We start from the raw sequence: 12,118 nt of genomic DNA, 5'->3' as shown, positions 1-12,118 counted from the left end.
TGTGCACTTGGTCAGGGAAGTGCGCCCCCGATTCCTTGAGGAACTGCACACATCGGGGACGGGGCGTACGCGTGCCCGTCACGGCAGCGCCCGGACACCGGCCTCGAGGACCCCGAGGGCGTCGTCGAGCAGCGCGTCGCTGATCACCAGGGGCGGCAGCAGCCGGATCACGTTGCCGTACGTCCCGCACACCAGCACGAGCACTCCCTCGGCGTGGCAGTGTGCGGCGAGCGCCTGGGCGAACCGCGGTGCCGGATCCTTGGTGCCGGGCTCCACCAGCTCGATCGCGAGCATCGCCCCGCGGCCGCGTACGTCGCCGATCCGCCCCCCGGAGTCCGCCCGCAGCGCCTCGAGCCGCGGCTTGACGATCTGCTCGATCTCCGCGGCCCGGGCGACCAGGCCCTCGCTCTCGATGGTCTCGATCGCCCCCAGCGCCGCGGCGCACGCGACCGGGTTGCCGGCGTAGGTGCCGCCCAGTCCGCCGGGCGCGACCGCGTCCATCACCTCGGCGCGACCGGTGACGGCCGCCAGCGGCATGCCCCCGGCAAGCGCCTTCGCGGTCGTGATCAGGTCCGGGACGATCCCCTCGTGTTCGCTCGCGAACATGCGCCCCGTCCGTGCGAAGCCGGTCTGCACCTCGTCGGCGACGAACAGGATGCCGTGCTCGCGCGCGAACTCCACCACCGCCGGCAGGAACCCCTCGGCCGGGACGATGAAGCCGCCCTCCCCCTGGATCGGCTCCGCCACGATCGCCGCCACGTTGTGGGCACCGATCTGCGTCAGGACGAGGTCCTTGAGCCGCGCCAGCGCATCGGCCGCGCACGCCTTCTCGTCACCGTCGTAGCGGTACGGGTACGCCATCGGCGCGCGGTAGACCTCCGGCGCGTACGGTCCGAAGCCCTCCTTGTACGGGACGTTCTTCGCCGTCATCGTCATCGTCATGAGGGTGCGGCCGTGGTAGGCGTGGTCGAGCACGACGACAGCCGGACGACCCGTGGCCGCACGCGCGATCTTCACCGCGTTCTCGACCGCCTCGGCGCCCGTCGAGAACAGCGCGGTGCGCTTGTCGTGGTCACCGGGCGTGAGCCGGTTGAGAGCCTCGGCCACCTCGGTGAAGCCCTCGTACTCGGTCACCATGAAGCAGGTGTGGGTGAACTTCGCCGCCTGCTCGGCGATCCGCTCGACGACCTTGGGCGCCGCCGCCCCGACACTCGTCACCGCGATGCCCGACCCCAGGTCGATCAGCCGGTTGCCGTCGACGTCGACGAGGAGCGCACCGTCGGCGTGGTCGACGAACACCGGGAGGGTGATCCCGAACCCGCGCGCGACGTGCTGGGCGCGCCTCTCGTGCAGCGCGATCGAGCGCGGGCCCGGCACCGCGGTCTTGAGGAGTCGTGCCTGGTCGGTCATGGGTGTCATCCTTCGAGGTTGGCCATCACGTGCTTGACCCGCGTGTAGTCCTCGAGGCCGTACATCGACAGGTCCTTGCCGTATCCGGAGTGCTTGAACCCACCATGCGGCATCTCGGCGACGAGCGGGATGTGGGTGTTGATCCAGACGCAGCCGAAGTCGAGCGCGTTGGACATCCGCAGGCCGCGACCGAGGTCCTTGGTCCACACCGACGACGCGAGGGCGTACGGCACGCCGTTGGCCTTGGCGATCGCCTCGTCCTCGTGCTCGAAGGTCTGGACGGTGATGACGGGGCCGAAGATCTCCTGCTGGATCAGCTCGTCCTCCTGCTGCAGCCCGTCGATGACCGTGGGCTCGACGAAGAAGCCGCGGTCGCCCTGCCGTCCCCCGCCCGCGGTGACGGTCGCATGGTCGGGGACGCGCGAGAGGAAGCCGAGGACGCGCTCGAGCTGGTGGACGTTGTTGACCGGCGGCACCCAGACGTCCTCGTCGTGACGGCCCTTCTCGTACGAGGTCGCGGCCGCCTTCGCCTGCTCGGTGAGCGCGGCCACGAAGTCGTCGTGGACCCGCGGGTGCACGAGCACGCGGGTGGCGGCGGTGCAGTCCTGGCCGGCGTTGAAGTAGCCGGCCGTGGCGATCCCCTCGGCCGCGGCCTCGATGTCGGCGTCGTCGAAGACGACGACGGGGGCCTTGCCGCCGAGCTCGAGGTGGACCCGCTTGATGTCGTGCGCGGCTGCCTCGGCCACTTGCTTGCCCGCGGCGACCGACCCGGTGATCGACACCATCGCGGGCGTCGGGTGCGAGACGACCGCGGCCCCGGTCGTACGGTCGCCGCAGACGACGTTGAGCGTGCCCGGCGGCAGGAATTCGGCCGCGATCTCGGCCATCATCACCGTCGACACGGGGGTGGTGTCGCTCGGCTTGAGCACGACCGTGTTGCCCGCGGCGAGCGCCGGCGCGAACTTCCAGACGGCCATCATCATCGGGTAGTTCCACGGAGCCACCTGGCCGACGACGCCGACGGGCTCACGGCGGATCCACGACGTGTGGCCGGCCATGTACTCGGCGGTGGCCCGCCCCTCGAGGACGCGCGCGGCCCCGGCGAAGAACCGGATCTGGTCGACCATCGGCGGGATCTCCTCCGCCATGGTCACCGGCACGACCTTGCCGGTGTTGCGGCTCTCCGCCTCGACGAGCTCCTCAGCCCGCGACTCGATGGCGTCGGCGATCTTGAGGAGCGCCTGCTGGCGGTCCGAGGGCGTCGTGCGACGCCAGGTGTCGAACGCCTTGGCCGCCGACTCGTAGGCCAGGTCGACGTCGGCCTCCCCTGACAGCGGCGCGTCCCCGTACGTCTCCCCGGTGCTCGGGTCGACGAGGTCGGTACGGCGGCCGTCGCGGGTGTCGACGAGCTGGCCGTCGACGAAGTTCTGGACGTGGACGGTGTCGGTCATCAGTGGGCTCCTGTGGAGGTGGTCCCTGGCTTGGAGTCGCCAGGGTAAGGCGTGACGATGTTGATGGCGTCGCCGTGGGCGGCGTCGGAGTGGCGGTACGGCCGGGCGACGAGCATGTAGACGAGGCCGACGCCGAGGACGATCGCGGCACCGAGCGCGACGATCCAGGTGTCGTACCACGGGACGTCGGGGTCGTCCCCGGGCCAGATCATGATGAGCGACGCGCCCAGCTGATAGGCGAGCGCCGCGACGGTGACCAGGAGCCCCCAGCCGCCGAGCGTGAACGCGCCGGACGGCTTCCACCCGCGCAGGCGGGCGCGCAGCGCGGCGGCGACGACCATCATGAACGCGAGGTAGATGCCGAACGAGGCGAACGAGATGATCCGCACCAGCGCGTCGTCGGAGACCTGCGAGCCGAGGATGATGACGACCGGGATCAGTGCGGCGAGCATCAGGGCGAACGGCGGGACGTGGCGTGCCTGCCAGAACCGCTTGAGCAGCCCGCTGCCGGGGACCATGTCGTCGCGGGCGTAGGCGTAGATCATCCGGCTCGCCGCGGCCTGGAGGCTGAGCACGCAGGACAGGAACGAGATCAGCACGATCACGAGCACAACACGGAAGCCGACGGAGCCGAACGCGTTCTCGAGCACGGTGGACACCGGGTCTTTGTCCTGCTCGGTGAACACGGCGGCGAAGCTCGGCACCCCGAGCACGAGCGCGAAGGTGATGAAGAACGCCGCGGCGCCACCGATATAGATCGTCATCCGCATCGCCTTGGGGATCTGGCGGCCCGGGTCGCGCACCTCCTCGGCGACGTCGCCGCAGGCCTCGAAGCCGTAGAAGAGGTAGAGGCCGATGAGCGCGGCGCCGAAGAACGCCGGCAGGTACGACCCGTCGCCCTGCACGTCGTAGGTGTCGAACAACGCGGCGACGCTGTGGTGGCGTTCGGTGAGCAGGACCCAGATGCCGACGACGAGAGCGCCCACGAGCTCGGCGGCGAAGCCGAAGAACGCGATCCTGGCGAGCAGCTTCGTGCCGCCGAGGTTCAGGAGTGTCGTGAGCAGGATCAGGCCGATCGCGCAGCACACGACGACGGTGGTGGTCTCGTCGATCCCCAGGACGATCGCGACGAACGGCCCCGCCCCGTACGAGACGCCGGCGATGGTCACGGTCAGCGCGATCATGTAGACCCAGCCGGTCATCCAGGCCCACTTACGGCCCCAGAGGCGGCGGGCCCACGGATAGACACCGCCGGCCACGGGATACTGCGCGACCACCTCGCTGAAGACGAGGGCGACCAGCAGCTGGCCGAGGGCGGCGAGCACGATCGCCCAGATCATCGGCGGTCCGCCGCTGGCGAGCGAGGTCCCGAAGAGGGAATAGACGCCGACGACCGGGGAGAGATAGGTGAAGCCGAGGGCGAAGTTGCCCCACAGATTCATGTCGCGCTTGAAGTCGGAGGTGTATCCGAGCGACGCGAGGTGCGCGTCGTCCGAGTCGAGCGGCGAGGTCGTCACGGGAGTCTCCCTGGGAACGGGCGGGGGTGGTGTCAAGCAGGCTAGGAGCGACGAGTCCAGCAGGGATCCTGACGAAGTGGCGTGCCTTGGCGACGAGCCGTGGACACTATGTCCATGGCAACCCCGCAGCCCGAGGACCCGTACGGCGTCACGCTGGCGTGGCTGCTCGCCCAGGAGGCCCTGGGGCTCCGCCTCGTGGAGCCCGCGGACGTGCCCGAGGTCTCGCTCGGGTGGGCCCACGCGATCGAGGTCGTCGACCCGACGCCGTTCCTGGACGGCGGCGAGCTCGTCCTCACCACCGGCCTGCGGATGCCACGCGACCACGCGGGCCAGGAGGCGTACGTCGAGCGGCTCGCGGCGGCCGGTGTGGTGGGGGTCGCGTTCGGGATCGGCGTCCGTTTCGACACGATCCCTCCGGGATTGCGTGAGGCGTGCCGACGGTCGGCGATGCCGCTGATCGAGGTCCCGCTGCCGACACCGTTCGTGGCGATCACGCAGGCCGTCGCCGCGCACCGGGCGGAGCAGCAGAACGCCGTGATGCACCGCGCGGTCGGGTTCCAGCGCCAGATGACGCGCGCGACGCTCGACGAGGGTGTCGCCGGTCTGGTCACGGCCGTCGCTCGGGAGCTGCGCGCGGCGGTCGTCGTGCTGGACGAGCTGGAACACCCGGTCGCTTCCGCGGGCGAGACGCCGGAGCTGGGTGAGCGCGTCGCGACCGAGCTGGTCGCGCTCGTCGCGCGTCCCGGACGCGCGAGCATCACCGTGGTGTCCGACACCGGCACGCTCGTGATCCAGCGGCTCGGCGGCCTCGAGCGCCCGAGCGGATGGCTCGCGGTGGAGGTCCCGGGTGCCCTGTCGGTCGGCGACCGGCTGCTTCTCAACCAGGCGGTCTCCCTGCTCACCCTCCAGCGTGAGCGACCCCGCGAGCTCGTGGACGCGCGGCACCGGCTCGGCGCGACCGTGCTCGAGCTGCTGCTCGACGACGAGGTGGTCGCTCCGTCGATCGTCCGGCACCTCCGGCACTTCGGCTTCGAGCCGGGCGAGCCCGTACGGATGCTGGTCGCGAGTGCGGGCACTGGCCGCACGTCGCCGCGCGACCTGGTCGCCCACGCTCTCGAAGCGGCGGCGCTGGCGCACGTCGAGACCGACTCCGCCGACGGCGTTCTGGTCTTGCTCCACGACCGGGACGCGGCAGCGGGTGCCGACGCTGTCGTGGACGCGCTCGGCCGTGCGGGCCGCCACGACGTGGTCGTCGGCGTCAGCGGTGCGCTGCCGACCGAGCGGGCCGCGGCTGGCCGGGCGGCGGCGGCGCACGCCGCGGCGTCGGCGCGGGCGTCGCACGAGCCGGTCGGCTGGTACGGCACGCTGACGCTGGAGGCGATCCTGGCCGACGACCTCGTACGAGCACGGGTCGCGACCCTGGCCGCATCGCCTCTGGCCCCGCTGCTCGACAGCCGCACGGAGCGTGAGCGCGTCCTGCTGGACTCGCTCGAGGTGTTCCTGCGGCACAACGGCTCGTGGGAGACGGCATCGCGTGCGCTCGGCGTGCACCGGCACACGCTCCGCCACCGGATGACGCGGGTGGAGGAGCTGACCGGCGCGCGGCTCGACGTCGCGGAGGACCGGGTCGCCCTGCTGCTGGGGCTGCTGGCCCGCGCGCGCTGACGGCCTGACGTCAGCGCGCGAGGCCGAGGAAGAGCAACGCCGCTCGCTCGATGTCAACCAGCAGTGAGGCAGGGAGGCGCCCGATGCGCTCGCTGACGTTGGTGCGCCGTACGGTCGTGATCTTGTCGACCATCGCGAAGCTCGGTCGTTCGATCCCTGTCGTTCGTGTCGACGGAACGGGGATCCGGATCAACGGCGCATCCACGACCGTCGTGGTCAGCGGAACAACGGTGACCGACTCCGTGGCGTCGAAAAGATCCTCTTGAAGGATCAGGGCGGGCCGAGGCTTCGACGCGTAGGTGCCGCCGGCGACTGCCCACAGCTCGCCGCGGTTCACTCGTCCCAGCTGTCGGAGACGGCGTCAACGAAGTCCTGGTCGTCGTCTCGACGGTCGGCGCGTGCGGCGGCGGCGGCCTGGCGGTGTGCCTCATCGCGGAACTGCTCGGTCCGCACGTCGGGAACCCACACCTGGATCGGCCGGTATCCGCGCTCGCGCATGCGCCGGCGGTGCTCGGCGACGCGGTCACGAACAGTCATGTCACCGACGTTACATGTAACAAGGGTACCGGCTCAAGGTCTCGCAACGGACGTCCTCAGAGTCCGAGCGCGCCCGCCAGGCCGTTGAGCTGAAGCCTGATCCCGCCTCGGACGTGGGGAAGGTCGTGGGTGCCGTCACCGGTCGGCGTCACGAAGGCGACCTGCTCGGTCCAGCGCAGGCGCGTGCCATCGTCGGTCGGGTCGAGCGCGACGGTGACCAGGGCGGTCCATCGCAGCACGTCGTCGACGCGAGTCTCGTACGCGAGGACGATCCGCCGAGCAGGCACGAGGTCGACGAACCGCGAGTCGTATGCGAGGCGCTCAGCAGTGCCGTCGACGGCACGGAACGTGCTCCGCGCGGACTCGCCGCCGCCGACGCGGAAGTCGTGCTCGTACGTGGCGTCGCGACCCGGGAGCCGGAACCATCGCCTTCGTACGGCGGGGTCGGCGAAGGCTTCGTACACGAGCTCCGGTGGGACCGCGAGCTCGAGCGTCACGGTGAAGGTGTCGTGCTGGACGTCGGCGAGCGTGGGTGTCGTCATGGCGACGTGCAACCGCGAGGGAGTACGGGTTAATCCCGCGTGGCTATTCCTCGACGGGGCCGCCGCCCACGCCGATCTCGTTGCCGTCGGGGTCGCGGTAGGTGTGCTTGCGGACCCCGTTCTCGTATGTCTCGCGAGTGGCCGGCTCGATGCCGCGTGCGCTCACCCCGGCGACGAACGCGTCGAAGTCGTCGAAGAACAGCGTCTGCATGGCGTGCCCGGCGTGCTCGGGCTTGAGCTCGACGTAGAGGAAGCGGTGCTCGCCGAGCTCCCAGACGACCTCGGTGTCGTTGGGTCGGAACACCTCGTCCGTGCCGAGCAGACGGGCGTACCAGTCCTTCGCGGCGTCGAGGTCGCTGACGCAGATCCCGGCGAAGAGGTCGATCTCGCTCATCCGGTCAGGCTAGAGCGTGTGGAGCTCGCCGAGGCGTTCTCAGCCGGGCGATCTCGCGCCGCGAGTGCGCGACGGCGCGACTCTCGCCACCGCTGGAGGACGCGAGGTCGTGCGCGAGGTCGAGGGTCGCGTTCATGACGTGCTTCTCCCGCCGCCGGCTCACACCCTTCGGCCGTGACCGGAGTGCGGCGCGTCGAGCGCGGCGGCGTTGCCTGCGACCGCCCGCCACCGCATCGAGCTCAGCCTCGGTGATCGTGCCGTCGGCGACCTCGGGCTGGAGGATCGCCCGGAGGTATCCGCGCTCGCGTGTCCCACCGAGGTGGATCGCGACCGCCAGCGCGACCAGGGCGGCGACGGTCAGGCCGAGCATCATCGCGCCGGCCGCGGCAGCTCCGAACGGGCCCACGAGCGCTGCCATCGAGTCCCAGAGGCCGTGCAGCAGCATCGCGGTCGCGATGAGGGCCAACCCGCGCCCCACGCGCCGCGGCTGGGCGACCGTGCCGATGACGTAGATCAGCCCGGCACTAAAGAGCGCGGTGTAGAGGGCGTGCGACGGGATGCCGGTGATCGCGCGGACCACGAACGTCTCCAGCACGGTCGACGTCTGATCCGTGCCGAAGTGCGACATCGCCGCGTTCTGGCCGTACAGCACGTCTTCCAGGATCTGGAAGCCGAGACCGATGTACGCGCCGACCATCAACCCGTCGTACACCGTGCGGATCACCACCGGCGCGAGCCCAAGGAGCAGCACGAAGAAGACCGCCTTGGACGTCTCCTCGACGAAGGGGGCCGTCAGACCTGCCTGCCAGTCCTCGGCGAAGGTCTGGCCGAAGAGCTTGCCGTACAGGTCCATGAGGGCTGCGTTGCCGGGCAGCGCGAACGCCCAGGGCGCGGCGAAGCCGCCCGCGACGAACGCCGTGAGGGCCAGCCGGCCGGGCGTCTTCTCGTACCGGTCGAACGAGTGCAGGAACAGCAGGAAGACGATGGCGAACAGGCCGGAGCTGACGATCGCGACGGTGTTGGCGTCGGCGAAGATCTCGGCCGTCGGCAGGGACAGGGTCACGAACTTCCAGAGCCCGAGGCCGACGAGGAGGAGATAGACCCAGAAGCAGGCGTTGTGCGGCTGGACGAACCGTACGGCGCGCCCCAGCCGGACACCATGATCGCGTCGCGGCGGCGGGCGAGCACCTCGTCCCCGTCGGGCGCGGGGACGGGCATCGCGGTCGCGGTCACGAGTCGTCCCGCCGGGTGTCGGTGAAGCTCCGGAGCATGTCTTCGATGTCGGAGCTCCTCTGCTTCATCGCCTCAGGGGCGCCGACGACCTGGACCTCGATCCCGGTGTCGTCGACGACGAAGGCGGCACTGACCCCGACGTTGCGCTGGGACTCGAAGCCCTCGACGAGGCCGCGCAGCCCCGAGTCGGTCGTGAGCGGTCGAGGGCTGCCGGTGACCGAGAACCCGGCGGGGTCGCCGGTCGTGGTGCTGATCCGGTCGATCTGCCGCAGCAGTCTGCGGGTCGAGCCCTTGAACGGACCCTGCGTCACCTCGAAGGAGATGCCGTCCTTGGTGAGGATGGTCTGGTCCATCGCCACCGTGCCGTCGCGCGGCTTGTCGCTCGTGCGGAGACCGCTGACGAGGCCCCAACCCGGTGACGGGGTCATGGTGACGCGGTCGGTGACCTGGAGGACGTCACCGGCACGGATCGGGTCGTCCGACGGGACCTGGTTGTCGATCCACGGGACGAGCCACGCCCAGAGCAGATAGACGACGAGCGCCGGGACGGCGTACACGAAGGTCCTCCGGTCGAGCCCGAGGAGCCGGTGCTCGGCCGGGACCCGGTGGCGCGAGAAGCCGGCGCGCGAGATCGCCATGATCCCCCCGTCGCGGGACCAGCGGCCCGCGGTGCGGTCGTGCTGGTGGGTTGCAGACTACGTCGCGGGGAGCGATCGCGCGTATGAGACGCCGCGCGTCACCCACTCCGCCAGCGCGGCGTCGTCGCGGACGGCGTCGCTGCTGACGTGGAGCCACCCACGCAGCTCGCGTCCCCGCATCATCATCGGCTCGACGCCGTCGGCAGCCTGCAGCGCGCCGACGTCCTCGGGGTCGACCCGCACCATCAGACCGCCGCGACCGCTCGCCGCGACCGCCATCTTGCCGGCGACGAGGAACGCCAGCCCACCGAACATCCGCTGCTCGCGGAGTAAGTCCTCGCCCGAGGCGATCGCCAGCGACACGTCGCGGATGCGCTCGGCCAGCTCGTCGTCGTACGACATGAGGCCAGTGTGCGCCGACGTCCGGACAGAAAGCGAGGGCTAAGACTGTGCCTCGACGTCCTCCAGCCCAGCGAGCATCGCGCGGAGCACCCGCAGCGTGGTGTCGACGTCGGTGTCGGTGAGGTCGCCGGGGACGCGGCCCATGAGCTCGTGCTCGCGGGCAACGACGGCGGCGATCGCGCGTTCGCCGTCGGGAGTGATCCGGATGAGCGAGGAGCGCCGGTGGGCCGGGTTGTCGACGGCCTCGACCCATCCGAGCGTGGAGGCGTCGTTGACCATGCGCTGCACGAACTGGCGGCTGAGGTCCTGCGTGCGCGCCATCTGCGGCACGGTGCGGGCGCCCTCTCGGTGGAGCTGGTCGAGGACGGCGCGGACTCCGACGGACATGCCCATCACGGGCTGGCTCTGCTCGACGATCCGGAGGACCTTGCGAGAGAGGGGGCCGACGACGAGATAGACCTCCGCGAGCCGGGCTGCGAGACGGTCGGGGTCCAACGGAGTGGCGGTCACGTTCCCCATGATGACACCTGGGTTGTCAAAACCGCAGGCGTATGACACCTTGGTTGTCATGTTGGCTCGTACGGACGATCTTCAGCACCTCACCCTCGTCGACCAGCACGTCGCGTTCGTCGACCGGGACCCTCGTACGGGCGCCACGCCGCTCGTCTTCCTGCACGGAGGGGCGGTCGACCACCGGATCTGGGGACCACAGCTCGACGCGTTCCCCGAGCGGCGCGTCCTCGCGCCCGACGCCCGCGGTCACGGCTGGTCCTCGAACGCGACCGAGGCGAGGCTCTGCGACGACGTGGTCGCGCTCCTCGATGCGCTCGGGATCGAGCGTGCTGTCCTCGCCGGGATCTCGATGGGGGGCGCGACCGCCGTCGACGCCGCACTCGAGCACCCCGACCGCGTCGCCGGGGTCGTCACCGTCGGCGTCGGAACGAGCGAGCCCGTGTTCGAGGACGCCTGGGCGCTCGACGTCTTCGCGCAGTGGGAGCGTGCCGCTGCCGCCGGTGACGCGGAGGCCTGGCTGGGGGCGTTCATGGCGTTCGTGGCCGGCCCGCGCCGTACCCGCGCGGACGTCGACCCCGCGGTGTGGGACGCCGTGGAGGCGATGGCGAGCCACACCCTCGCCGAGCAGGTCGTCGTCGACGAGCACGGCGTCCCGGTCCCGCCCGCGAGGCCGACCGGCGTGACCGATACGTGGTCACGGCTGTCGGGCATCTCCGTACCGGTGCTCGCGATCGCCGGCGCCGAGGACGCTGACGATCACCGCCGGATGGCCGAGCGCCTCGTCGCGTCGGTGCCGCACGGGGAGCTGGTGATGATCGAGGACGCGGCGCACTACCCCAACCTCGAGCGGCCGGAGCGCTTCAACCGCGTCCTCGGTGACTTCCTCGCGGCGGGCGGGCTCTGACGCGACCGATGAGTTCCGGGTGGCGGTCCAGGTCTGCCCACCATGACCGACACCAGAAGCCTGACCACACCCGCTGCCACGCTCGCCTACGACGTACGCGGGCCCCTTCCGCCCACCGATCCGCCGGCGCTGATGCTCGTCGCCGCCCCGATGACCGCCGAGGGGTTCACGTCGCTCGCGACCGGCTTCGGCGATCGCACCGTCATCACGTACGACCCTCGTGGCCTCGGCCGCAGCACCCGGCACGACCACTCGACCGCGCACACGCCGGAGCAGAACGCCGAGGACATGCACCGGATCATCGCCGAGCTCGGCATCGCCCCGGTCGACGTCTTCGCGAGCAGCGGCGGCGCCGTGAGCGCCCTGGCGCTCGTGGCCGCCTACCCCGACGACGTCGCGACCCTGGTGGCGCACGAGCCGCCGATGCTGGCCCTGCTCCCCGACGCCGACCGTGCCTTCGCCGCCGAGAAGGCGACGCACGCGATCTATCACGAGAAGGGATGGGGGCACGGCATGGCGTCGTTCATCGCCCTCTCCTCGTGGAAGGGGGAGCTCACCGACGAGTTCGCCGCTGCCCCGCCGCCCGATCCGTCCGCTTTTGGCCTGCCGTCGGAGGACGACGGGTCGCGCGACGATCCGCTGCTGTCCGGCGTCTCGGACGCGATCACCGCGTACGAGCCTGACGTCGACGCCGTCCGCGCGACGCCGACCCGCATCGTGCTGGCGGTCGGCGCCGACTCGGCGGGACTGCTCACCGACCGTACGACCGCCGCCGTGGCCGGGGCCCTCGGTCAGGAGCCGGTGGTCTTCCCTGGCGGCCACGGCGGGTTCCTCGGAGGGGAGTTCGGCCAGCAGGGCGACCCGGAGGCGTTTGCCGTACGGCTGCGCGAGGTGCTCGACGAGACGTGACCG

The 12,118-nt window shown here is 71.0% G+C and carries 14 protein-coding genes; 3 read left to right on the top strand and 11 right to left on the bottom strand.

The window, feature by feature from the left end:
• Positions 1–78: 78 nt before the first annotated feature.
• From gabT to KV097_RS16650, 3 genes are read right to left on the bottom strand one after another with little or no spacing between them, the layout of a single operon-like run.
• Positions 79–1,410 carry a 4-aminobutyrate--2-oxoglutarate transaminase gene (gene gabT, locus KV097_RS16660; RefSeq protein WP_374106996.1) on the bottom strand — a complete coding sequence of 444 codons (1,332 nt, stop codon included), beginning with the start codon at positions 1,408–1,410 and terminating at the stop codon, positions 79–81.
• 5 nt (positions 1,411–1,415) lie between these two features.
• Positions 1,416–2,861: a gamma-aminobutyraldehyde dehydrogenase gene (locus KV097_RS16655; protein ID WP_220345777.1), complete on the bottom strand. Its 1,446-nt coding sequence runs from the start codon at positions 2,859–2,861 to the stop codon at positions 1,416–1,418.
• Positions 2,861–4,378: an APC family permease gene (locus tag KV097_RS16650; protein ID WP_301022511.1), complete on the bottom strand. Its 1,518-nt coding sequence runs from the start codon at positions 4,376–4,378 to the stop codon at positions 2,861–2,863. Before KV097_RS16650 ends, KV097_RS16655 begins: the two co-directional genes overlap by 1 nt.
• A 114-nt stretch (positions 4,379–4,492) precedes the next feature.
• Between KV097_RS16650 and KV097_RS16645 the strand changes: the two genes are divergently transcribed.
• Positions 4,493–6,043, top strand: coding sequence for a PucR family transcriptional regulator (locus KV097_RS16645; RefSeq protein WP_220366502.1), 1,551 nt, complete (start codon positions 4,493–4,495; stop codon positions 6,041–6,043).
• Positions 6,044–6,053: 10 nt separating this feature from the next.
• On the opposite strand, the gene KV097_RS16640 is transcribed toward KV097_RS16645, so the two are convergent.
• From KV097_RS16640 to KV097_RS16605, 8 genes are all read right to left on the bottom strand, one after another.
• Positions 6,054–6,380: a type II toxin-antitoxin system PemK/MazF family toxin gene (locus KV097_RS16640; RefSeq protein ID WP_220345779.1), complete on the bottom strand. Its 327-nt coding sequence runs from the start codon at positions 6,378–6,380 to the stop codon at positions 6,054–6,056.
• Positions 6,377–6,580: an antitoxin MazE-like protein gene (locus KV097_RS16635; RefSeq protein ID WP_220345780.1), complete on the bottom strand. Its 204-nt coding sequence runs from the start codon at positions 6,578–6,580 to the stop codon at positions 6,377–6,379. Before KV097_RS16635 ends, KV097_RS16640 begins: the two co-directional genes overlap by 4 nt.
• A gap of 56 nt (positions 6,581–6,636) precedes the next feature.
• Positions 6,637–7,122, bottom strand: coding sequence for an SRPBCC domain-containing protein (locus KV097_RS16630; RefSeq protein ID WP_220366501.1), 486 nt, complete (start codon positions 7,120–7,122; stop codon positions 6,637–6,639).
• A 43-nt stretch (positions 7,123–7,165) separates the two neighbouring features.
• On the bottom strand, positions 7,166–7,516 hold the full coding sequence (locus tag KV097_RS16625; protein ID WP_220366500.1) for a VOC family protein: 351 nt from the start codon (positions 7,514–7,516) through the stop codon (positions 7,166–7,168).
• Positions 7,517–7,520: 4 nt separating this feature from the next.
• Positions 7,521–8,579, bottom strand: a complete 1,059-nt coding sequence (locus tag KV097_RS16620; RefSeq protein ID WP_220366499.1) for a PrsW family intramembrane metalloprotease — start codon at positions 8,577–8,579, stop codon at positions 7,521–7,523.
• A gap of 166 nt (positions 8,580–8,745) precedes the next feature.
• Positions 8,746–9,387: a hypothetical protein gene (locus tag KV097_RS16615; protein WP_220366498.1), complete on the bottom strand. Its 642-nt coding sequence runs from the start codon at positions 9,385–9,387 to the stop codon at positions 8,746–8,748.
• Positions 9,388–9,444: 57 nt separating this feature from the next.
• Positions 9,445–9,789, bottom strand: a complete 345-nt coding sequence (locus KV097_RS16610; RefSeq protein WP_220342994.1) for a TfoX/Sxy family protein — start codon at positions 9,787–9,789, stop codon at positions 9,445–9,447.
• 39 nt (positions 9,790–9,828) lie between these two features.
• On the bottom strand, positions 9,829–10,299 hold the full coding sequence (locus KV097_RS16605; protein ID WP_220366497.1) for a MarR family winged helix-turn-helix transcriptional regulator: 471 nt from the start codon (positions 10,297–10,299) through the stop codon (positions 9,829–9,831).
• A 58-nt stretch (positions 10,300–10,357) separates the two neighbouring features.
• Here KV097_RS16605 and KV097_RS16600 point away from each other — a divergent pair, with 58 nt between their 5' ends.
• Positions 10,358–11,206: an alpha/beta fold hydrolase gene (locus tag KV097_RS16600; RefSeq protein ID WP_220366496.1), complete on the top strand. Its 849-nt coding sequence runs from the start codon at positions 10,358–10,360 to the stop codon at positions 11,204–11,206.
• Positions 11,207–11,248: 42 nt separating this feature from the next.
• On the top strand, positions 11,249–12,115 hold the full coding sequence (locus tag KV097_RS16595) for an alpha/beta fold hydrolase (protein ID WP_220366495.1): 867 nt from the start codon (positions 11,249–11,251) through the stop codon (positions 12,113–12,115).
• Positions 12,116–12,118: the final 3 nt, after the last annotated feature.

Origin of the sequence: Mumia sp. zg.B17, from assembly GCF_019550915.1 — a bacterium.
Lineage (GTDB): Bacteria > Actinomycetota > Actinomycetes > Propionibacteriales > Nocardioidaceae > Mumia.
This window is presented reverse-complemented; position numbering and strand designations above follow the sequence as displayed.